This window comes from Massilia varians (assembly GCF_027923905.1).
Taxonomy (GTDB): domain Bacteria; phylum Pseudomonadota; class Gammaproteobacteria; order Burkholderiales; family Burkholderiaceae_D; genus Telluria; species Telluria varians_B.
Genome location: NZ_AP026966.1, coordinates 18,289 through 38,582 on the forward strand (window position 1 = coordinate 18,289; position 20,294 = coordinate 38,582).

18 protein-coding genes and 3 pseudogenes are annotated in these 20,294 nt (G+C 67.8%); 11 read left to right on the forward strand and 10 right to left on the reverse strand.

Annotation, left to right across the window (positions count from 1 at the left end):
- Position 1: 1 nt before the first annotated feature.
- From MasN3_RS25240 to MasN3_RS00100, 3 genes and pseudogenes are all read left to right on the forward strand, one after another.
- Positions 2–544, forward strand: a pseudogene (locus MasN3_RS25240) (GNAT family N-acetyltransferase).
- 38 nt (positions 545–582) lie between these two features.
- Positions 583–1,323 (forward strand): SDR family oxidoreductase, encoded by a 741-nt coding sequence (locus tag MasN3_RS00095; RefSeq protein WP_281911215.1) that lies wholly within the window; start codon positions 583–585, stop codon positions 1,321–1,323.
- Positions 1,324–1,335: 12 nt separating this feature from the next.
- Entirely contained in the window at positions 1,336–1,995 is a 660-nt protein-coding gene (locus MasN3_RS00100; RefSeq protein ID WP_281911217.1) for an HAD hydrolase-like protein, read from the forward strand.
- On the opposite strand, the gene MasN3_RS00105 is transcribed toward MasN3_RS00100, so the two are convergent.
- On the reverse strand, positions 1,967–3,148 hold the full coding sequence (locus MasN3_RS00105; protein WP_281914596.1) for an RtcB family protein: 1,182 nt from the start codon (positions 3,146–3,148) through the stop codon (positions 1,967–1,969). The genes MasN3_RS00100 and MasN3_RS00105 overlap by 29 nt on opposite strands.
- A gap of 221 nt (positions 3,149–3,369) precedes the next feature.
- On the opposite strand from MasN3_RS00105, the gene MasN3_RS00110 reads away from it, so the two are divergent.
- Complete coding sequence (locus MasN3_RS00110) at positions 3,370–3,813, forward strand: hypothetical protein (protein WP_281911220.1); 444 nt, start codon at positions 3,370–3,372, stop codon at positions 3,811–3,813.
- 130 nt (positions 3,814–3,943) lie between these two features.
- Here MasN3_RS00110 and MasN3_RS00115 read toward each other — a convergent pair whose 3' ends face one another.
- The 3 genes and pseudogenes from MasN3_RS00115 to folE form a co-directional block, all read right to left on the reverse strand.
- Entirely contained in the window at positions 3,944–4,549 is a 606-nt protein-coding gene (locus MasN3_RS00115) for a phosphatase PAP2 family protein (RefSeq protein ID WP_281911222.1), read from the reverse strand.
- Between the two features lie 176 nt (positions 4,550–4,725).
- Positions 4,726–5,001: pseudogene (locus MasN3_RS00120) on the reverse strand (transposase); the annotation flags it as partial.
- A gap of 86 nt (positions 5,002–5,087) precedes the next feature.
- Entirely contained in the window at positions 5,088–5,654 is a 567-nt protein-coding gene (gene folE / locus MasN3_RS00125) for a GTP cyclohydrolase I FolE (protein ID WP_281911223.1), read from the reverse strand.
- Between the two features lie 144 nt (positions 5,655–5,798).
- Here folE and MasN3_RS00130 point away from each other — a divergent pair, with 144 nt between their 5' ends.
- On the forward strand, positions 5,799–6,650 hold the full coding sequence (locus MasN3_RS00130) for a hypothetical protein (RefSeq protein ID WP_281911225.1): 852 nt from the start codon (positions 5,799–5,801) through the stop codon (positions 6,648–6,650).
- A 3-nt stretch (positions 6,651–6,653) separates the two neighbouring features.
- On the opposite strand, the gene nudC is transcribed toward MasN3_RS00130, so the two are convergent.
- Entirely contained in the window at positions 6,654–7,475 is an 822-nt protein-coding gene (nudC, locus tag MasN3_RS00135) for an NAD(+) diphosphatase (protein ID WP_281911226.1), read from the reverse strand.
- A 173-nt stretch (positions 7,476–7,648) separates the two neighbouring features.
- Between nudC and MasN3_RS00140 the strand changes: the two genes are divergently transcribed.
- The 4 genes and pseudogenes from MasN3_RS00140 (at position 7,649) to MasN3_RS00150 (ending at position 11,860) form a co-directional block, all read left to right on the forward strand.
- Positions 7,649–9,343 carry a carbamoyltransferase family protein gene (locus tag MasN3_RS00140; RefSeq protein ID WP_281911227.1) on the forward strand — a complete coding sequence of 565 codons (1,695 nt, stop codon included), beginning with the start codon at positions 7,649–7,651 and terminating at the stop codon, positions 9,341–9,343.
- Positions 9,340–10,044, forward strand: a pseudogene (locus MasN3_RS25155) (N,N-dimethylformamidase beta subunit family domain-containing protein); the annotation flags it as partial. The gene MasN3_RS00140 and the pseudogene MasN3_RS25155, both read left to right, overlap by 4 nt.
- A 97-nt stretch (positions 10,045–10,141) precedes the next feature.
- Positions 10,142–10,705 (forward strand): N,N-dimethylformamidase beta subunit family domain-containing protein, encoded by a 564-nt coding sequence (locus tag MasN3_RS00145; protein ID WP_281911229.1) that lies wholly within the window; start codon positions 10,142–10,144, stop codon positions 10,703–10,705.
- Positions 10,706–10,807: 102 nt separating this feature from the next.
- Positions 10,808–11,860: a glycosyltransferase family 9 protein gene (locus tag MasN3_RS00150; RefSeq protein WP_281911231.1), complete on the forward strand. Its 1,053-nt coding sequence runs from the start codon at positions 10,808–10,810 to the stop codon at positions 11,858–11,860.
- 42 nt (positions 11,861–11,902) lie between these two features.
- Here the strand turns inward: MasN3_RS00150 and MasN3_RS00155 are convergent, their stop codons facing one another.
- The 4 genes from MasN3_RS00155 to MasN3_RS00170 form a co-directional block, all read right to left on the reverse strand.
- The gene (locus MasN3_RS00155) at positions 11,903–13,060 is read right to left on the reverse strand and encodes a glycosyltransferase family 9 protein (protein WP_281911232.1); all 1,158 of its coding nucleotides are present in this window, start codon (positions 13,058–13,060) and stop codon (positions 11,903–11,905) included.
- Entirely contained in the window at positions 13,057–13,920 is an 864-nt protein-coding gene (locus tag MasN3_RS00160) for a glycosyltransferase family A protein (protein ID WP_281911234.1), read from the reverse strand. The genes MasN3_RS00155 and MasN3_RS00160 overlap by 4 nt, the downstream gene beginning before the upstream one ends.
- A complete protein-coding gene (locus tag MasN3_RS00165; RefSeq protein ID WP_281911236.1) occupies positions 13,921–14,544 on the reverse strand; it encodes a DUF4254 domain-containing protein in 624 nt (207 codons plus the stop codon).
- Positions 14,545–14,728: 184 nt separating this feature from the next.
- Positions 14,729–15,883 carry an MFS transporter gene (locus MasN3_RS00170; protein WP_281911238.1) on the reverse strand — a complete coding sequence of 385 codons (1,155 nt, stop codon included), beginning with the start codon at positions 15,881–15,883 and terminating at the stop codon, positions 14,729–14,731.
- A gap of 612 nt (positions 15,884–16,495) precedes the next feature.
- Between MasN3_RS00170 and MasN3_RS00175 the strand changes: the two genes are divergently transcribed.
- Positions 16,496–17,482 (forward strand): Gfo/Idh/MocA family protein, encoded by a 987-nt coding sequence (locus MasN3_RS00175; RefSeq protein WP_281911241.1) that lies wholly within the window; start codon positions 16,496–16,498, stop codon positions 17,480–17,482.
- Here MasN3_RS00175 and MasN3_RS00180 read toward each other — a convergent pair.
- Positions 17,464–19,239: an ABC transporter ATP-binding protein gene (locus MasN3_RS00180; RefSeq protein ID WP_281914598.1), complete on the reverse strand. Its 1,776-nt coding sequence runs from the start codon at positions 19,237–19,239 to the stop codon at positions 17,464–17,466. The two genes, MasN3_RS00175 and MasN3_RS00180, sit on opposite strands and share 19 nt — an antisense overlap.
- A gap of 156 nt (positions 19,240–19,395) precedes the next feature.
- Between MasN3_RS00180 and MasN3_RS00185 the strand changes: the two genes are divergently transcribed.
- A complete protein-coding gene (locus MasN3_RS00185) occupies positions 19,396–20,262 on the forward strand; it encodes a universal stress protein (RefSeq protein ID WP_281911242.1) in 867 nt (288 codons plus the stop codon).
- Positions 20,263–20,294: the final 32 nt, after the last annotated feature.

The window sequence follows — 20,294 nt, forward strand, 5'->3', positions numbered from 1 at the left end:
CATGAATAGCGAGTTCATCACTTCTGTTCCCATCCTCCGCACGCAGCGCCTCAGGCTGCGTGCATACCGGCGCGAGGACTTCGACGTCTTCGCGGCGCATCTGGCCGACCCGGTCAGCGCGGCCCACCTGGTCCCGGCCGACCGCCATGCCGCATGGCGCATCTTCTATGCGCAAGCGGGGCTATGGCTCATCCATGGCGCCGACTGGTGGGCGGTCGAGGAACAGGAAACCGGCCGGCTGGTCGAAAGTGTCGGCGCCTTCTTTCGCGAGGACGCCACCGTGATGGAGCTTGGCTGGAATACCTATCGCGCCTTCTAGGGCCGCGGATTCGTGAACGAAGCGGCGGCGGCGGCCTTGCACCATGCGCTCGAGATCCGGCGCGAACCGGCAGTCCGGGCCCTGATCGCTTCCACCAATGCATCGTCGCTGCGGGTTGCCGGGCGCCTTGGCCTGGTTTATGAAGCGGACACCGAGATCGCCGGCAAAGCGGTCGGCATCTACTCGCGTCAGCGCTCCCTGAAAGGCGTATTGGGAGGAGAATGATGGTCCATGGGGCCATCGGCTCACCCACAGGAGGAAGCATGAACAAGGACGCTCAACAAGTCGCGATCGTCACCGGCGCCTCGCGCGGCATCGGCGCCGCCCTGGCCCAGCGGCTGGCCGAGGATGGCTACCAGGTGGTGGTCAACTACGCCAGCAACGAGGCCGAGGCCCAGCGCGTGGTCGCCACCCTGCATGCCTGCGGCCACAAGGCGGTGGCGGTGAAGGCCGACGTGGCCAAGCCGGAGGAGGTGCGCGCGCTGTTCGACGCCGCCGAACGCGAGCTGGGCAAGGTGGACGTGCTGGTCAACAATGCCGGCGTGCTCAAGACCATGCCGCTGGCCGATACCTCCGACGAGCTGTTCGCCCAGACCTTCGGCGTCAACGTGCAGGGCACCTTCAACACCCTGCGCGAAGCGGCGCGGCGCCTGAACGACGGCGGGCGCATCGTGAACTTCTCCACCACCGTGCTGGCCATGAAGCTGCCCGGCTACGCCATCTACAGTGCCAGCAAGGCCGCGGTGGAAGCGATGGGCGCGGTGTTCGCCAAGGAATTGCGCGGGCGCCGCATCCGCGTCAACACGGTGGCGCCCGGGCCGGTTGCCACCGAGCTGTTCTTCTCGGGGAAAACCCAGGAGCAGATCGACCACTTTGCCAGGCTGCCGCCGCTCGAGCGCCTCGGCGAGCCGGGCGACATCGCGCGCATCGTATCCTTCCTGGTGAGCGAGGAGTCCGGCTGGATCAACGGCCAGGTGCTGCGCGCCAACGGCGGCACCGCCTGAAGATTGCCCCCCATGTCCTACCGTCTCGCCATTTTCGACTTCGACGGCACGCTGGCCGATTCCTTCCCCTTCTTCATCAGCGTGTTCAACCAGATCGCCGACGAGCTCGGCTTTCGCCGCATCGCCGCGGAGGAGGCCCAGCAGCTGCGCCACCACGATACCCGCACCATCATGCGCCACGTCGGCATACCGGCCTGGAAGCTGCCGCTGGCCTCGCGCAGCTTTATCGGACTGATGCGCGAGAACGCGGCGCGCATTCCGCTGTTCGAGGGCATCGGCGAGGTGCTGCACACGCTCGACCGCGAGGGCGTGCGGCTGGCGATCGTGTCCTCGAACTCGGAACAGAACGTGCGCCTGGTGCTGGGGCCGCGCCTGAGCGCGCTGTTCGGCCACTACGAATGCGGAATGTCGATGTTCGGCAAGGCCGGGCGCATCCGCAAGGTGGTGAAACGCGCGGCGGTGCCGGCCGCACATGCGCTCTACGTGGGCGACCAGGCGCTGGACGCCGATGCGGCGCGGCGCGCGGGCGTGGCCTTCGGCGCGGTGAGCTGGGGCTATGCGCCGATCGAGGCGCTGCGGCGGGTGGCGCCGGACCGGGAGTTCGGCACGCCGCAAGAGTTGCTGCACATCGTCAGCCCCGGAGCTAACCCTTCACGCACACCACCTGTTTAAGGGTGTGCACGACCTCGACCAGGTCGCGCTGCGCATGCATGACCGCGTCGATGTCCTTGTAGGCCATCGGAATCTCGTCGATCACGCCTTCGTCCTTGCGCGATTCCACCCCTCGGGTGGCGCGCTCGACGTCCGCCTTCGTGAAGCGGCGCTTGGCCTCGGTGCGGCTCATGACACGCCCGGCGCCATGGCTGCAGCTGTTGAAACTTTCCGGGTTACCCTTGCCGCGCACGATGAAGCTCTTGGCGCCCATCGATCCCGGAATAATGCCGAGCTCGCCTTCTCGCGCCGACACCGCGCCCTTGCGGGTGACGAAGACGTCCTTGCCGAAGTGCTTCTCCTTCTGCACATAGTTGTGGTGGCAATTGACTGCCTCCACATGCGTCTCGAAGCCTTGCGGGATCACCTCGCGCATCGCGCGAATCACGTTGTGCATCATCACCTCGCGGTTGATGCGCGCGAACTTCTGGGCCCAGCCGACCGCTTCCACGTAGTCGTCGTAGTGCTCGGTGCCTTCCTCGAGGTAGGCCAGGTCCTGGTCGGGCAGGTTGACCATGTGGCGCCGCATGTCCTGGCGCGCCAGCTCGATGAAATGGGTGCCGATCGCATTGCCGACCCCGCGCGAGCCGGAGTGCAGCATCACCCACACGGAACCCTCCTCGTCCAGGCAGACCTCGACGAAGTGGTTGCCGCTGCCCAGGGTGCCGAGGTGCTTGTGGTGGTTGGTGCCGCGCAGCTTCGGGTACTTGCGGCAGATGGCGTCGAACTCGTCCTTGAGCCTGGCCCAGCCGGCATCGACCGGCGGCGGCGGATTGTTCCAGGAGCCGGCGTCGCGCCCCTTGTGCTGGCGCGTCTTGGGCGACATGCCGTGCGGCACCACCTGTTCGATGGCGCTGCGCAGGCCCGACAGGTTGTCGGGCAGATCGTCGGCGCGCAGGGTGGTCTTGGCCGCCATCATGCCGCAGCCGATGTCCACGCCGACCGCGGCGGGAATCACCGCGCCCAGGGTCGGGATCACGCTGCCGATGGTCGAGCCCTTGCCAACATGGACGTCCGGCATCACGGCGACGTGGTGGAAGACGAACGGCAGTTGCGCCAGCTTTTCCAGCTGCTGCCTGGCTTCGGGCTCGACGGGCACGCCTTGCGTCCACATCTTGACCGGTTTGCCGCCTGCGGGCGAGAGCAGCTCGATGCCCGATGCCGTCCTGTTGTCCTGTTTGCTGTCCTTGTGCTTCATGGGCGCCATCTTCGCGCAAATCCGAAAACGGTGCAGCGCGCCACGCCCTTGCCGCGCCGCCCGGTTGCGCCCGCCCCATGCCGCTTCTATACTCCGTCAGGCAATGCCTTCATGCATCATCTGACAACGGAACCGCCATGCGCAAGCCCTTCTACCTGCTCCCTGCACTTCTTGCACCGCTGCTGCTGGCCGGCTGCGTCAACGATTCGGCCAGCTACCCGATCGACGGCAAGGAGCATGCGCTTACCGTGCGCGTGCTGCAGGATTATTTTTGGAGCAAGGATGCGACGCTGCGCCTCACGGTCGCCCGCATGCCGGACTGCCAGCGCCAGCTGGAGCTGGGCAAGGTGTCGCTGTCGGGCCTGGAGATCGAGCTGTTCGCGAGCGGCCCCAACCTGTACACGCTGCGCTCGGGCGAGGATGTCTGGCAGGTGGAAACCCAGGGCTGCACCGAGCTGGAGGCGCCGCAAGCGAATGCCGTCACCGGCCAGGCGCTGGGCAGCTTCCATCTCGACGAGCACGACAAGCTGGTCTTCGAGGCGGCCGCCGCGGGGGCCGGCAGCGCTGCCGGGAACGAGTAAAGCGTAGGAAAGCGCGGCCGGCGCAGGAGCCCGTCCACGCGTCCTGCGTGCGTTGGATCCCCTCGTCCGACGCAGGTGGCGACCGGTACGTTGCCGGCCGCGCCGCCCTACCCGGCCATCATCGACATCGTCAGGGGCGCAGCCAGCCGCGCCCGATCGGTACCGCCAGCACGCGGCGGTACAGGTTTTCCGCCACCGGCAGCAAGTGGGCGCAGGCCGCGCGCACGGCCGGCGTCTGCACCAGCAAGGCCATCGCCGCCGACATCAGGAGCGCACCCGCCATGTCCTTCGGCCAGTGCACGCCGAGGTAGACGCGCGACCAGGCCACCACCAGCGCCAGCGGCAGCAGCGTCCATCCGACGCGGCGCGCCTCCTGCACCCGGCTGAACGCCAGCACCAGGGCCACCGAGAAGATGCTGGTGGCGTGGTCGCTCGGGAACGAGCTGTCCGGCGCGTGCAGCAGGAAGGTCTGGCCGATTTCCGCCACGAAGGGCCGCGGGCTGTACCAGAACTGGCCGATCAGCGCGTTCAGCGTGAGCGCGCAGCCGGCCGCGATGAAGGCACGCAGCGCGACCTCGCGCCCCGGCCCGCCGCCGAGCCACAGCATGACAAGCGACAGCGGCACCACGAAGATCAGCCACTGCGCGGCGAAGATGGCAGCCATCAACTGCCAGCCGGTCAGGCCGGCCTGGGCGTTGAGGGTAGAGAAAAGAATCAGGTTGAGATGCTCGAACATGGCGCCGGCTTGAAGATAAGAGTTTGATAACCGTTCCTGTAGCTTAGCCGAGCCCAGCCGCCACACTGTTCAAGAAGTGCAACAGATTGTGACAAACCCTTGTCAATGTCGCGCGTAACTGCTTCAGCTCAATGACGGTGGAGCAGGCGCCTCAGCTGTGCCAGTTCCATGTCCCGGCCCGATTTCTCGAGCACGCTTTCCAGCAGGGTACGGTCGCCGTCGCGCAGCATGGTCCACTGCGTGAAGTACTCGTGCACGGTGCGCCAGGGCGGAAAGCCGGCCGGCATGCTGCGCCAGGTGGCGCCGGTGTGGAGGAAATAGAGGACGGCGCAGAACACGTCGTACAGGTCGTGCTTGCGGGGCCGGGTCTTGCGGCGCGCCGCTTCCAGCATGCCGCGCACGGGCTCGAACTGCTCGCGAGAAATATCGCTGGGAAAGACCGGACGATCCATGGCGCGTCCTCCGAAAATGACTTGGAGGCCGGCGATCCGGAACAGGTTCCAAGGCGGGCGCGGCGGCCCGCCCTTCCAGATTATTCCTAGTCGCGGGCGAGCGCCAGGAATTCGGTGCGCAAAGCCAGGTTCGGTTGCAGTTCACCGAGCAGGGCCGAGGTGATGGTTTCCTCGCCAATGGCGCGGATGCCGCGGCTTTCCATGCACATGTGGCGGCACTTGACGACCACGCCCACCGCCTTCGGCTCCAGCACTTCCATCAGCGCGTTGGCGATCTGGATCGTCATGCGTTCCTGCACCTGCAGGCGCTTCGAGAAGATGTCGACCAGGCGGGTGAGCTTGGAGAGGCCGACGATCTTGCCGTTCGGCAGGTAGCCGACCGTGGCCTTGCCGAAGAAGGGCGCCAGGTGGTGTTCGCAATGGCTGTAGACCGGGATGCCGCGCACCACGATCAGCTCGTTGTACTCCTCGGCGCCGTCCTCGAAGGCCTTGAGCACTTCGACAGGATCCTGGTCATAGCCCGAGGTCCAGTGTTTCCAGGCCTTCGCCATGCGGTGCGGCGTTTCCTGCAGGCCCGGACGGTCCGGATCCTCGCCCAGGCTGGTCAGCAGGCGGCGCCAGTCGTGTTCGGTGAAAGCTTCTTTGTCAGACATGGTGAACCTTAAAAAATCGATTGCCGCAAGTATATAGAAAATGCGCGAAGGGTTCCGGCGGCTGCCGATTTATTGAGCAAAGTTAATATCGCCCCGTTACGGAACAAGTAGCGTGGAAGGTGGTTCCACTCCTGGGAGATCGCCATGTTCGGCAGCACGGTCCTCGAAGTCGCCATCGGCCTGACGTTTTGCTACGGCACCCTGGCGCTGGTCGTCAGTACCTTGCAGGAAGCGCTGGCGGCGGCCTTCAGCCTGCGCGCCAACATGCTGCTCGACGCGGTCAAGCGCATGCTGGACGATCCGCGCTGCGAGGCGCTGGCGCAGAGCCTGTACGACCATCCGCTGGTCAATCCGCATGGCAGCACCCATGCGCGGCGCAAGCTGGCCGTGCGGCCATCCTACATCGAACCGGCACACTTCGCGATCGCCTTGCTCGATTCGCTGCGCAGCAATCCGGCCATCCCGCTGCAGGCGGCGATCGAGGCCCTGCCCGACGAGCAGGTCAAGCGCGTGCTGCTGGCCCTGTACCGCCAGTCCAGCGGGGACCTGCAGCGCTTCCAGGAGGGCATCGCCGGCTGGTTCAACAGCGCCATGGAACGCCTGTCCGGCGTCTACAAGCGGCGCCAGCTGCTGATTTCCTTCCTGATGGCCCTGCTGCTCACCATCCTGCTGAACATCGACAGCATCCACCTGTTCCAGACCCTGTGGCAGAACCCGGCGCTGGCCGCGCAGATCAAGGCCGCCCCGGGCGCGCTCGACGCCGAGGCCCTGCGCCAGCTGTGGGCGATGCCGATCGGCTGGAGCAGCTTCCCGCCGCGGCTCGACAGCGCCTTTGCGCTGCAGGTGGCAGGCTGGCTGATCACCGCCGGCACCACGCTGTTCGGCGCCCCGTTCTGGTTCGACCTGCTGCAGCGCGCGGTGCAGCTGCGCGGCACCGGGGCCAAGCCCCAGCCGCAGCTTGCGGTACGCACGGAGCACGCGCCGGCGCAGTCCTGAGCGCTACCTCCCCGGCGGGCGGTGGGCGTCCACCAGGACGCTCGACACCGACATGTGCGGCACCCGTTCGGGCCATTCGTCATCCGGCCCGAACCAGCGCGCCTCCGAGATCTCGGAGGTGTCGAGGCGGATCTCGCCATCCAGGTAATCGGCCGTGAAGGCCAGCATCAGCGAATGCGGGAAGGGCCAGGACTGGCTCGCGAAATAGCGCAGGTTCTGCACCCGCAGCCCCACCTCCTCGTAGACCTCGCGGTGGATCGCCTCTTCCACCGACTCGCCCGCCTCCAGGAAGCCGGCCAGCGGCACGAAGCGCTTGGTCGGCGAAGCGATGTGCATCGCCAGCAGCACGCTGTCTCCCTTCCTGATCAGGACCATCATGGCCGGCGAGATGCGCGGGTAGGCCATGTGCCCGCACTGCACGCACTTGTAGCAGCGCTCGCCGGCCGCCAGCACGGTGCCGCTGCCGCAGGCGCCGCAGAAGCGGTGGGTGCGCGCCCACTCCGCGACCTGGGCGGCGCGCGCCGCCAGGCCCAGCAGGGCCTCGTCCATGTCCGCGAACAGCGAGCGCAGGCCGCGCAGGGCATAGCCCGGCGGCAGCGCGGGCTCGCTGTCGAACCAGCCGGTCTCGCAATAGCGCTCGCCATACAGCCCGAGCGGCTGCAGGCGGGCACGGTCGACCTCGAGCCGGTCGAGCGTGGCGGCGTCGGGCAGCGCGAGATCGTGTTCGCGCACCAGGAGCCGGCCGCCGTGGAACAGGAAGCTCAGGGGCGCGGGATCGGATTGCTGCGCGAACAGCGGCGTGAAGCTGGAAGGGGTCTGGAGCATGATCGGATCGGTTCGGACGGACAGGACAATAACCCGATCATACCGCCTTTCGCGGCGCCCTTCTTCCACCCCCGTTAAGAACCTGTCCGGGCAAAACGAAGTGAACTAATCCTGCTCAGCAGGCTCAAAGTTGGGCTGTTCGCTGCATCGCCCCCGACACCAGGAGATCACCGATGGACGACACCCCAGTTGTGCTTGGCATTAACCGGACCCAGGACGCCAGCATCTGCCTCATGCAGGGCTCGCACCTTGCCTGGGCCATCCAGAAAGAACGTCTCACGCGTCACAAGCACCACTGGGGTAAGCCCGGCGACCTGCGCGACCACTATGCGCCGCGCCTGCCCGGGCTCGAACGGCCGGTCGACATCGTCGTCGAATGCTTCTCGTCCGACGAAGAAATCGGCAGCCTGCCCGTCTATGACGACGAACTGGCCGCCACGCTGGCGCTGGCGCGCGACGGCCGGCGCGCGCGCATCTCGCACCACCTGGCGCACCTGTACAGCGTGTTCCACCCCTCCCCTTTCGACGAGGCCGCGGTGATGGTCATCGACGGCCAGGGCAGCCCGGTCTCCGACTTCACCGAACACTGGAGCGACGCCGCCACCACGCCGGGCGACCGGCGCGAAGTCGCTTCCTTCTACAGCGCCAGCCGCAAGGAGATCCGCTGCATCGGCAAGCAGGTCCGGCCGCCTGACGGCAGCCGCCACGACGATGGCCGCCTCGTCGGCCTCGGCATGTTCTACTTCCTGCTGACCCAGGCGATCTTCCCGGGCGAGGGCAACGAGGGCAAGGTGATGGGCCTGGCCCCCTACGGCGACCCGGCGGCGCTCGGCCTGCCGCCGCTCGACGTCGAAGGCATGGCGGTCGGCATTCCCTCCGCCTGGCGCGCGCTGCTGCGCGAGCGCAGCCGCTTCCGCTTCGGCAGCGCGGAAGCGCGCTTCACCGACTGCGCCAACCTGGCCGCCGCCGGCCAGCGCGCCTTCGAGGACGCCCTGCTGGCGCTGGCGCACTGGCTGTACCGCCAGACCGGGGCCGAGCACCTGTGCTTCGCCGGCGGCACGGCCCTGAACTGCTCCGCCAACGAGCGCCTGCTGCGCGAGACCCCGTTCCGCCGCATGTTCCTGCCGCCGGCGCCGAGCGACGCCGGCACCGCCCTGGGCTGCGCCATCTACGGGCTCACCGAGCTGGCCGGCCGGCCCTGCGACTTCCGCTGGAGCGCCGACTACCTCGGCCCGCCGCCGCAGCTGTCCGACATCGAAGCGGCGCTCGACGGCGCCACCGACCTGGTGGTCGAACGGCCGCGCGGCCGCGACGCCCTGTGCGCGCGCATGCTCGACCTGTTGTGCACCGGGCGCGTGGTCGGCCTGTACCAGGGCCGCAGCGAATTCGGCCCGCGTGCGCTGGGCCACCGCAGCATCCTGGCCGATCCGCGCCGCGACCGCATCCGCGACTGGATCAATGCACGGATCAAGCAGCGCGAATGGTTCCGCCCGCTCGCCCCGTTGGTGCCGGAAGAACGCGCCGCCGTCTACTTCGACGTGGCCGGCCCGTCTCCCTTCATGCAATTCGCCGCGCCGGTGCGGCCCGAAGTCGCGCCGATGCTGCCGGCCATTACCCATGTGGACGGCACCGCGCGCCTGCAGACCGTCGGCCCCGCGGACGACCCGCTGCTGCGCGCCCTGCTGGCCGGCTTCGAGGTGCGTACCGGGGTGCCGGTGCTGCTCAACACCTCCTTCAACGGCCGGAACGAGCCCATCGTCGAGACGCCCTTCGAGGCCGTCGCCGCATTCCGGCAGATGCCCCTGCACGCACTGGCGATCCCGCCTTTCCTCGTCACCAAGCGCAGCGAGCCGGAGCTGCCGGTATGATCCGTGCCTATCCCGGGCGCCCGAGCGTGCGGGCGGGCGAGACGCTCACCCTGCACGTCTCGGGCGACCAGCCGCGCTTTCGCATCGCCATCTACCGCTGGGAGCACGGGCTGGTGCCGGTCTGGTGCGGCGCCTGGCTGCGCGCCGAGCACCTGCCTGACGGCCGCGCCGACGAAGACTGGCAGTGGCCGCCCTACCAGGTGGAGACCGGCGACGACTGGCCCTCGGGCGTCTACATCGCCCATCTCGAGCTGCCGCAGGGCCAGCCCCTGCGGCTGTCCACCGATGCCGCCGCCGCCCTGTTCGTGGTACGCGCCAGGGCGAGCAAGACGATCCTGTACAAGCTGCCCGTGGCCACCTGGCATGCCTACAACTGCGCCGGCGGCGGCTGCTTCTACACCAATCCGCCGCGTTCCGAACATCCGCCCGGCGCCCGGGTCTCGCTGCGCCGGCCCGGCGGCGGCATCGGCGGCCCCACCTGGGGCGCGCAAGACCACTATGACCCGCGCTCCCCGCGCCAGACCTTCGCGCACTGGGATGCGCGCTTCATCCGCTGGATGGCGTGCTGCGGCTATGCGGCCGACTTCTGCACCGACCTCGACATCCATGCGCAGCCGGGGCTGCTGCAGGATTACCGCCTGCTGGTCAGCGTGGGCCACGACGAATACTGGAGCGAAGCCACCCGCGACGCGGTCGAAGATTTCGTTGCGGGCGGCGGCAACCTGGCCCTGTTCGGCGCCAATCTGTGCTGGTGGCGTCCTACGCGGCCCGATCCACCTGGTCGACGAGGGCGCAGCCATGGTTTGCCACCAGGGCGGCAAGCACGGCGCCCTGGACCACTGGTGGCCCGCCACCGGCGCCCGGCGTCCGGAAGACTCCCTGAGCGGCGCCAGCTACCGCCACGGCGGCGGCTGGTGGGACGGCCCGCGCGACACCCCCGGCTTCGTGGTCCAGCAGCCCGGCCCTTGGATCTTCGCGGGCACCGGCCTGGCGCGCGGCGAATCGCTCGGCGGCGATACCTGGCCGCCGCTGCCGGGATACGAGTGCGACGGCGTACCGGTCGACCACATCGGGCCGGACGGCCAGGTCATCCTGTCGGCCTGGCGCGACGAAGCCGGCACGCCGGACGGCTACCAGCTGCTGGCCGCCTGCCCGCTCGACCGGCGCTGGCAGGAACTGCCGCCGCGCGAGCGCCATCGCGCCGGCGAGGGCATCCACGTCGCGGCGATGGGCATGTTCCGGCATGGCGGCACCGTGTTTTCGGCGGGGACGACCGACTGGGCGCAGGTGCTGGGCGAAGCGCGCGACCGCAGGGTCGAACGCATCACCCGCAACGTCCTCGACCGGCTGTCCCATGCCTGACACCCGATGTCGGTCCGGGAGCGTCAGACAAGATGAAGGCCGCCGCGCCGCTATGGCGCCTGGCTGTGGAGTTTGTGCAAGGCTGGATGAATTGGAGAACACATGAACCGGCGTTCCTTCCTGCACCGTCACGCTATCCGCAGCGTCATCGTGTTTCGCGCCCTCCAGCTGGGGGACATGCTCTGTTCGGTACCCGCCCTGCGTGCGCTGCGCAGCGCCTTGCCGGACGCGCGGATCGTGCTCACGGGCCTGCCCTGGGCGGCGCAGTTCGCCCGGCGCTTCGACGCCTACATCGACGATTTCATCCCCTTCCCGGGCCACCCGCTGCTGCCCGAACAGGCGGCCCGCCACGAGGAACTCACGGCCTACTATGCATCTCTATGCGACCAGGGTTTCGACCTCACCCTGCAGCTGCACGGCAGCGGCGACGTGAGCAACCATATCGTCGCCGGTTTCGGGGCCCGCGCCATGGCTGGCTTCACCCGCGGCGCGGCAAGCCAGACCGAGCGTACCCTGCTCGTGCCCTGGCCCGACACCGGCGCCGAACAGGAACGGCTGCTGGCCCTGCTCGAGCGGCTGGGCGCACCGGACGCCGGCCCCCAGCTCGAATTTCCCTTGCGGCGCGAGGACATCGAGGAACTCGAGACCAGCAAGCTGGCGCCAGGCCTCGAGCCCGGCAACTACATCTGCATCCATCCGGGCGCACGCAAGCGCGATAAATGCTGGCCGCCCGAACGCTTCGCGGAAGTGGCGGACCAGCTCAGGGAAGAATTCGGCCTCGACACCGTGCTCACCGGTTCAGCCGACGAAGCCCCGCTCGCCCGCGCGGTGGCGGAGCACATGTGTTCGCCCGCGATCGAGGCCGCGGCGCAGATCTCGATCGGCGCCATGGCGGCCCTGATGAGCCGCTCCCGGCTGCTGATCTGCAACGACACCGGGGTATCGCATATCGCGGCCGGCCTGGGCCTGAACAGCGTGGTGGTGTTCAGCAAGGCCGACATTGCCCGCTGGGCCCCGCTTGACCGCCTGCGCCACCGCTGCATCTGGGATCCGGCCGCCGAGCGTGCCGCGGTGGTGCTCGAGCATGCGCGCGCCCTGCTCTCCGGGACGGAGCCAAGCGGACAACGTGCCACCGGCATGTGGCCGTACTGGTGAAGGCACGGGCGTCGTCCACCGGGCCAGGACGCCGCCCCGGCTTCACGCACGTGATGCGATGGCAAGCCGGCCTTGCAGCTGCGCGAACGCCAGGGCAAGCACCTCGTCGACCGAAATGTCGTGCAGGAAGCTCTCCTGGTGCGGGCAGCGCGAGGCGCGGTTGTCCGCGCCGCACACGCTGCAGCTCACCTGGGCCGAGACGGCCGCCCGCAACAGGCCTGGCCGCAAGGGTGCGCCGTCGGCCAGGTTGGTATGCCAGAACAGGCCCACGGCCGGGGTGCCGATGGCCAGCGCCAGGTGCAGCGGTCCGGTATCGTTGGATAGCACCAGCGCGGCACGCTCCAGCACGCCGCACAGGCCGCCCAGACCGAGCTTTCCGGCAAGGTCGAGGGCCGGCTGGCGCATGCCGCCGACGATCCGCCGCACCAGGCCGGCCTCCTGCGCGGTGCCGTTGACGGCGACCAGCGCGCCGGCCTGCGCCAGCGCGTCGCCGACGGCGCTGAAGCGGTCCGCGGGCCAGCAGCGGCGTGGATCGGATGATCCCGGCTGCATCAGCACCAGCGGCCGGTCACGCTCCCGCGGCGGCGCCGTCATCGCGGGGGCGTAGGTCGGAAGCCGCTCCTGTGCCGCGTCCCGGCAGCCGGGCGGCAGGACCTGGGCCGCGGCCTCGCGGTCCGCCGGCGTGACGGCCAGCTCGCGCCACATCCACGGCAGCGCCGCGCCGGCCAGCGCGGCGATCTCCAGCAAGGCCAGCCGCCGGTTGGCCGGTTCGACGTGGGCAGCCCAGCGGTCCAGCGCCGCGGCGCCATCCGCACGCGCGCCGATCACCAGCCTGGCCCCCATGCGCATGACGAAGGGATTCGAGTAGCGTCCGCCGCCATACATCTGCGCCACGATATCGAAGCCTTCGCTTCGCATGCGTTCGACGAAGCACGCGATGGCATGCGCGTCGGCCGGCTGGTCCAGCGGCGCGCCCACGCCCGGAATGCGCGGCAAGACCACGACCCGGTCGACCGGCCCCGGCCGCCCTTCGAGGAAATCCGCGTGCCAGGCCTTGCCGAGAAACACCAGCTCGGCATCCGGATAGGCATGCTTGAGCGCGTGCAGGGCCGACAGGGCGAAGACGAAGTCGCCTACCGCGTTCGGCCGCAGCACGGCGATCTTCGCTACCCCGTCGAGCCGGGCCGCTTCGTCGTTCATGGCCGCTCCGGCACCGGCGCCAGTGAGTCCGGCAAGGCCGCCGCATCGCCGTGCGGCAGCAGTGCCCAGGGCGCATCGACCTCGCGCCTGTTCAGCGTGGTAGGCAGCTCCATGTGATAGGCGCCCGAGGGCAGCATGCCGCAGCCGCCGAAGCGCTCCATGACGCGCAGCTGGGCAAGCACGTCTTCGCCACAGTGGCCGGGAGGCAGCGCGGGCCAGAAATCGAAGCCGCCGGCGGCGCGCAGCTGGGCGGTATCGAACAGCACGCAGCCGCCCACCCAGGCCACGCGGTAGGCGCGCTCCTCGCCTGGCGGGATACCGAGGCGGCGCTGCAGGTGGAACAGATTGGCCGCGCTGTGCAGGTGATGGCGTGCCCATGCGCTGCCGCCCGGCCTGAGCGTTTCCGGCTCGACGCGGCCTTCCCAGAACGCGAGCTGCTCCTGCGCCGGGCGCTCCTGCCCCAGGTAGCTCAGGCCATGCACCGCGCTGCCCGCAAACCCGCATCCCTGCCGCACGAGCAGGCCGTGCAGGCGCCTGACCAGGCCCGGTTCGAGGATGACGTCGTCGTCGACGAACAGGCAGTAAGGCGCCTGGACCTGCGCCAGCAGGAAGGCGCGCTGTTCGGCCATGCCGCGCCGCGGCAGGTGGTGCCAGGTCGCGAGCTGGTGCCCGCGGGCGCGCAGGTAGCGCAGCACGGCCACCACCTCGGCCTGCCCGAGGGCGGTGCTGCCCTCGGTCTGGTCCGATACGACAATGCGCAGCGCGGGATAGTCCTGTGCCCCGATCGCCGTCAGCGTGACCGCCAGCGCCGCCGGCCGGCCGCAGGTGGGCACGAGGATGTCGATGCGCGGCAGCGCCATTCAGCCGCCTGCCTGGGCCGCGCCGCTTGAGGCCTGCCCGTACAGGTAGGGGTTGAGCGCGGGATCGTTGTACATCTTGAACTGGCGGTAGACCTTGAAATAGGCCTGGCCGCTGCGCGCCTCGCGCAGCAGCTGCTCGAGGCAGGCTGCGAGGTCGTGGCGCTGGGTGATCAGGCGCTGCAGCCGGGCGCTACACGCCTGCACGTGCGCCTGTCCCGCATCATGGCGTTCGGTCTGCAGCCGCATGTGGTGGATCTTGAGCGACAGGATCGACAGCCGGTCGATCATCGCGCCCGGCGTCTCGCTCGACAGGCGTGCGCCGGGCGCAGGCGCAGCGTCGAGGCCGGCGAGCAAGGCTTCGTCGATGGCTTCGACCGCATCGTTGCGCTGCTGGTTGTAGCGGTCGATCAGGCGTTTGCTGGTGGCGATCTCGGCGGCCGGGACGTCGACCCGGCGTGCGCGGTCTTCTTCCTGCCACAGCAGGCAGTTGTAGCGGTGATTGGCGTCGATGGCCTGCCAGGCCCCGGGGAATTCGGCCGTGCGGTGCAGGCTCGGCCAGCCGGCCCGGGCAAGCTCGCCATCGTGGAACTGCGTCACCGCGGCTGCATCGACTGTGCTCGTCATGGCATCTCCGTGATCAAGGGGCTTGTCTCTTGGAGATGGCGCGGCGGACGAAGTTCGGCCAGTGCCGGGACCGGCTTGGGATAGCGCAAACAAAAAAAACGCAGACGGCGCGTGGCGCGGTCTGCGTCGGAAGCCGGCTTGCGCCGTGCGAGGATCGGGTGCCGGCGGCAAGCCGGCGCAAGGTTTACTTCAGCAGCTCGGTACGGCTTGCAACGAAGGCGATGACCAGGGACAGGCCGCCGACATAGGCGATGGCTGCCTGCATGCCGACGAAGTGGGCAACGGCGCCGATCACCGGCGGGCCCATCAGGCTGCCGCCGTAGGCCATGCTGGCGACGGCGGCCAGGGCCATCGGGCCTTGCGCGCCGGCTGCGCTGAACACGAAGGGGAACAGCAGCGACAGGCCGAGGCCGGCGAGCGCGAAACCGGCCAGGGCGACGTAGGCGTTCGGGGCCATCACGGCGAAGAACAGGCCGGATGCCGACACCACCGCGCCGATGGTGACCAGGCGCTGGGCGCCGAAGTGCACTTTCATCTTGTCGCCGACCATGCGCGACAGCAGCATCATGACCGAGAACGAGGACAGGGCCAGCGGCGCCAGGCCGTCCGAGGCGCCGAAGTGCTCCTTCAGGAACACGCCGCTCCAGTCGGCGATGCTGCCTTCCGACATCGAGCCGAGGAAGCCCAGCAGGCCCAGCAGTGCCAGGGGACCGCGCGGCAGCGAGAACGACTTCTTCTCCACCTGCTCGGCGGAATCGTCGGCATCCATCATGCTGAACGCGCCCCACAGGACCAGGGCCAGCGGACCGGCCAGCATCAGGAAGTGGGTGCCCGGGGCGATCTTCATGCTGGCCATCAGGCTGCCCAGGGTGGCGCCCACCAGGCCGCCGGCGCAGGCGAGGCCATGCAACATCGACATGTCGGCCTTGCCGGTCGTCTTCTCGCGCTTGCTCGCGGCCGCGTTGATGGCGACGTTGAAGATACTGGCGCTAATACCCAGCATCAGGACCGCCAGCATCAGGCGCGGCACGGTCGGCGCCATGCCGATCGACACCAGCACGGCGAGCAGGGCCATGCCCGAGATCAGCGCCGACTTGCGGGCGCCGAAGCGGCCCATCAGGAAGGACGAGATCGGGTAGGACACGACGGCGCCCAGGCCGCCGCACAGCAGGACCATCGACAGCGCCGAGTGGGACACCTGTACGCGCTCGGCCAGGGCCGGGATGCGGCCGGCCCACGAACCCATGATCAGGCCGAACAGGGCGAACAGGACAGGAAGTGCATATTGCTGGGTTTGCGCGAGGCTAAAAGAGCGCGGGCTGGAAACAGTGGTGTGCATCGGCGTGAATTGTTAAATCTTTCGGGGTTGCGAGAGTTTTGCCAGCCCATCCTGATCGGGGAATTATTTACGTCAGGAAGCTGATGGGAGGCAATTCTAATGCCGCGAACATTTTTTTGTTTTCCGTGCGGAAAAATTTTTTATAGCGTTGTTTTGTGTCGACGCAAAACTGACAACATCCTTTGATGAACGATTACCGAAGCATGCAAATGTATGCAGGAAACACGCCAAATACTCCTAAATGTAAGCAAATGCTTCTGGCTGGCAGGTCGTCGCGTCGCGTTTCCACATCGCGAAAACCAGGAGTAGATGGACAAGATAGTGCGCTGCTTTCGTATTCTGGAGAAACTACATTGGATCAAATGGAATAATGAAATCGCCAATTCCGTGAGATAAAACGAACTCATCCCTATCGTTTATTCCCTTTATCTATTCCTGTTATTCAGCGAATGAATTGTTAAATTGAAGATCTCGCCTTTGAAATGCCGCTGATACGCAGAAATACATGGATGCGTTGTCATAAAAACAGAAAGGCGATCCTCTGGCCTTTCCCACTCCTGACCTGCGGGAGTATGCTTGGCAAGGATCAATCGACGACAAGGAGGACATCCAATGGACGACACGGTACGTTGGGGCATCCTGGGCACGGGCGGCATCGCACGCGCATTCGCGCTGGGGCTGAAGCATGCGCCGGGCGCGGTGCTGGCGGCGGTCGGGTCGCGCACGCTCGAGAGCGCCGAAACCTTCGCGGGTGAGCTGGGCATCGGGAAGGCCTACGGCTCCTACGAGGCGCTGGTCAAGGCGGACGACGTCGACATTATCTATATCGCCACGCCGCACCCGATGCATGCGCCGAATTCCCTGCTGGCCCTCGGCGCCGGCAAGGCCGTGCTGTGCGAAAAACCCTTCGCCATCAACCGGCGCGAGGCCGGCGAGGTGGTGGCGCTCGCCCGTGCCAAGAACCTATTCCTGATGGAGGCCATGTGGACGCGCTTCCTGCCGGCGCTCGCCGAGGTCAGGCGCATCATGGCCTCCGGCGAGATCGGCACGGTCACGCAGGTGCATGCCGATTTCGGCTTCTCGGCCACGCTTGACCCCGAGCACCGGGTCAACAAGCGCGAACTGGGCGGCGGCGCCCTGCTCGACCTCGGCATCTACCCGCTGTCGATCGCCTGCGCGCTGCTTGGCAAGGTGGAGAACGTGCAGGCCCAGGCCATCATGAGCGAGACCGGGGTGGACGCCACCACCGCCTTCACCATGCGGCACGAGGGCGGCACGCTGTCGGTGTGCAGCTGTTCGATCCGCGCGCGTTCGGCCTCGGAACTGATCGTTTCCGGCACCAGGGGCAGCATCCGCCTGCACCGCATGTTCCACCTGGCCGAGCGCGTCACCGTGGACCTGCAGGACGGTTCCTCGCGCACCATCCCGACGCCCTACCTGGGCAACGGCTACACGCACGAAGCGATCGAGGCCGGGCGCTGCCTGCGCGAGGGCCTGATCGAGCATCCCCTGATGACGCACGAGGACACCTTGTCCAACATGGCCCTGCTGGACCGGATCCGCGGGCAGATCGGCCTACGCTACCCCGCCGACGCCTGATCCGCGCCGGCGGGCACGGGGCGTTCGCCGATCTGCTGGCGCCACATCGCGTAGTACAGGCCCTTCTGCGCCACCAGCGCGTCGTGCGAGCCGGTTTCGACGACGCGGCCCTTTTCCAGCACGTAGATGGTGTCCGCGTGCATGACGGTCGAGAGCCGGTGCGCGATCAGGATCGTGATCTGGCTGGCGCGCGCCGAGACGTCGCGCACCGTGTTGGTGATCTGCTCTTCGGTGAGCGAATCCAGCGCCGACGTCGCCTCGTCGAAAATCAAGAGGCGCGGTTCGCGCACCAGCGCCCGCGCGATCGACAGGCGCTGCTTCTCGCCGCCCGACAGCTTCATGCCGCGCTCGCCGATGACGATGTCCAGCCCGTCGGGCGACCGCTCCACCAGCCTGGCGCACGAGGCCTGCGCCATCGCGGCCATGATCTGTTCGTCGGTCGCATCCGGCTTCACGAACAGCAGGTTGTCGCGGATGGTCCCCGCGAACAGATGGGTCTCCTGCGTGACGAAGCCGATCTGGCGGCGCGCCTCGTTGTAACGCAGGTCTGCGGTCGAGATCTCGTTGTAATACACCTTGCCGCGCGCAGGCGTGTACAGGCCGACCAGCAGCTTGACCAGGGTCGACTTGCCCGATCCCGACGGCCCCACGAAGGCCACCGTCTGGCCCAGCGCGGCGCTGAACGAGATGTCCACCAGCGCATCCTCCTGCGCGCCCTTGTGGCGGAAGCCCACCTCGGCGAAGCGGATCTGCTCGAGCGGCCCGATCTCGACGAAATCCTGCGGGCGCCGTTCGATCGGCTTGTCCATCAGCGCGCGGAAGTTGAGCAGCGAGGCCTCGACCTCGCGATGCGCCAGGATGATGTTGCCCAGCTCCTGCAGCGGCGCGAAGATGGCGACCGAGATGAACTGCATCGCAATCAGCTCGCCCGTCGACAGCACCTTGCGGAAGATCAGCCACAGCAGGGCGAACAGGATCGCCAGCCTCAAGAGGCTCAGCGTGCTGCCCTGTAAGAAGGAGAGCAGCCGGATGCGCTTCACCTTTTGCATCTCGAGCGCGAAGATGCTGTCGGTCTGGGCGCGCAGGCGCCGGATCTCGGTGAAGGTCAGGCCCAGGCTCTTGATCAGTTCGATGTTACGCAGCGATTCGGTGATGAAGCCGGAGTTGCGGTTGGTCTCGCGCACGATCGAGCGCTGCTGGGTCTTGATCTCGCGGCTCAGCAAGCCGGTGAGCCCGCCCAGCACCAGCACCCCGACCAGGAACACCGGCACCAGCAGCCAGTGCTTGGTCACCGCGTACCAGACCAGGAAGGACACGCCCACCATCGATGCGAACACGGTGTTGATGAAGGTGTTGATGAAGCGCTCGCTGTCGGCGCGCACCTTCTGCAGCAGCGACAGGGTTTCGCCGCTGCGCAGGTCTTCGAATTCCTGGTACTTCAGGCGCAGCACCTGGCGCAGGCCGTCGTTGAAGATCGCCACGCCCAGCTTCTGCACCACCAGCCGCGTCACGTATTCCTGCAGCGCCTTGGCCAGGCGCGCCAGCAGGGCCACCAGCACGGCCAGCCCCAGCAGGCGCAGCACGCCCGCCACCAGTTCGTCGTCGCTCCTGCCGCCCGGGTGCAGCGCATAGTCGTCGATGATCATCCCGAAAATGATCGGGTCGACCAGGTTCAGCACCTGGGCCAGGCCGGCCAACAGCAGCGCAATCGCGGCCAGGCGCCAATGCGGGCGCAGGTAATTCCAGAGGATGTGCATGTTTCGCATGCTAGCAAGCCCTCCGCCTGCAGCGCGCACGAGCGCTGTGTTTGGCAGGATTTTTGCCGTATTGACCTGAAGTAATGCGTTGCCGTATCCCATGCAAAACAGTAAAGTGGAGCCATTTGCCGCTTTTTTCCCGGCATGGAGGTTGACGTGAACGACAGTATCCGGCCATCGCGGCTGCTGCTCGCCACGGACTTGTGTGCGCATTGCGACCGCCCACTGGACCGTGCCAAGCAGCTGGCGCTCGAATGGCAATCCGAATTGGTCATCCTGACCGTGCGCGAAGGTCCGCGCACGCCCGACGAGGTGAGCGCCTGGCTCGACCGCGGCGCCGGCGTGTCCGCGCTCGAACTGGCCGCGCGCCGCGAACTGCAGGAAGAGTTCGCCGGCAGCGGCGTGGCGCCGACCCTGCAGGTGAGGGACGGCGAGGTCGTCGATGCCATCCTGGATACTGCCGGCTCCCTGGGCGACGGCGTGGTCGTCACCGGCGCCTCGCGCGACGAAGGCTTTCAGCAGCTGATCTTCGGTTCCACCACCGAACGCCTGGCGCAGGGTCTGGTCCAGCCGCTGCTGGTGGTGCGCCAGCGCACCCGCGGCGGCTATGCGCGCATCCTGGTCGCAAACGATTTCTCGGACGCCTCGCGGCGCGCGCTGGAAACCGCCGTGCGGCTGTTCCCCGGACGCCGCATCGTCCTGTTCCACGTGCTCGAAGCACTGGCCGAGCCGGTAGCCGGCGCGGTCCCGGAGATGCTGGCGGCCAGCGAGCGCTTCCTCGACGGCTGCGCCCTGCCGCCCGGCGCCCGCCAGCACATCGCGCCCTTCATCGGCCATGGCGGCGTCACCGGCACCATTGCCCGCTATGCCCACGAACATGCCCTCCAGCTGGTCGTGCTGGGCGTGCGCGAACGCTCGAGCGTGGCGCGTGTATTCATGGGTAGCCGCAGCGACGACCTGCTGCAGCACCTGGCCTGCGACACCTTGCTGGTGCGTGCACCAGAAGGCGGTGTCGATGGCTGAACGACCCGCACCCGCCTATTGGCTTTCGGAGG

What these genes read in the sequence shown, in the direction of transcription:
- MasN3_RS00095 (WP_281911215.1), top strand. Translation starts at nt 583, where the DNA reads ATGAACAAGGACGCTCAACAAGTCGCGATCGTCACCGGCGCCTCGCGC.
- MasN3_RS00100 (WP_281911217.1), top strand. Translation starts at nt 1,336, where the DNA reads ATGTCCTACCGTCTCGCCATTTTCGACTTCGACGGCACGCTGGCCGAT.
- MasN3_RS00105 (WP_281914596.1), bottom strand. Translation starts at nt 3,148, where the DNA reads ATGTGGACGCAAGGCGTGCCCGTCGAGCCCGAAGCCAGGCAGCAGCTG.
- MasN3_RS00110 (WP_281911220.1), top strand. Translation starts at nt 3,370, where the DNA reads ATGCGCAAGCCCTTCTACCTGCTCCCTGCACTTCTTGCACCGCTGCTG.
- MasN3_RS00115 (WP_281911222.1), bottom strand. Translation starts at nt 4,549, where the DNA reads ATGTTCGAGCATCTCAACCTGATTCTTTTCTCTACCCTCAACGCCCAG.
- folE (WP_281911223.1), bottom strand. Translation starts at nt 5,654, where the DNA reads ATGTCTGACAAAGAAGCTTTCACCGAACACGACTGGCGCCGCCTGCTG.
- MasN3_RS00130 (WP_281911225.1), top strand. Translation starts at nt 5,799, where the DNA reads ATGTTCGGCAGCACGGTCCTCGAAGTCGCCATCGGCCTGACGTTTTGC.
- nudC (WP_281911226.1), bottom strand. Translation starts at nt 7,475, where the DNA reads ATGCTCCAGACCCCTTCCAGCTTCACGCCGCTGTTCGCGCAGCAATCC.
- MasN3_RS00140 (WP_281911227.1), top strand. Translation starts at nt 7,649, where the DNA reads ATGGACGACACCCCAGTTGTGCTTGGCATTAACCGGACCCAGGACGCC.
- MasN3_RS00145 (WP_281911229.1), top strand. Translation starts at nt 10,142, where the DNA reads ATGGTTTGCCACCAGGGCGGCAAGCACGGCGCCCTGGACCACTGGTGG.
- MasN3_RS00150 (WP_281911231.1), top strand. Translation starts at nt 10,808, where the DNA reads ATGAACCGGCGTTCCTTCCTGCACCGTCACGCTATCCGCAGCGTCATC.
- MasN3_RS00155 (WP_281911232.1), bottom strand. Translation starts at nt 13,060, where the DNA reads ATGAACGACGAAGCGGCCCGGCTCGACGGGGTAGCGAAGATCGCCGTG.
- MasN3_RS00160 (WP_281911234.1), bottom strand. Translation starts at nt 13,920, where the DNA reads ATGGCGCTGCCGCGCATCGACATCCTCGTGCCCACCTGCGGCCGGCCG.
- MasN3_RS00165 (WP_281911236.1), bottom strand. Translation starts at nt 14,544, where the DNA reads ATGACGAGCACAGTCGATGCAGCCGCGGTGACGCAGTTCCACGATGGC.
- MasN3_RS00170 (WP_281911238.1), bottom strand. Translation starts at nt 15,883, where the DNA reads ATGCACACCACTGTTTCCAGCCCGCGCTCTTTTAGCCTCGCGCAAACC.
- MasN3_RS00175 (WP_281911241.1), top strand. Translation starts at nt 16,496, where the DNA reads ATGGACGACACGGTACGTTGGGGCATCCTGGGCACGGGCGGCATCGCA.
- MasN3_RS00180 (WP_281914598.1), bottom strand. Translation starts at nt 19,239, where the DNA reads ATGCACATCCTCTGGAATTACCTGCGCCCGCATTGGCGCCTGGCCGCG.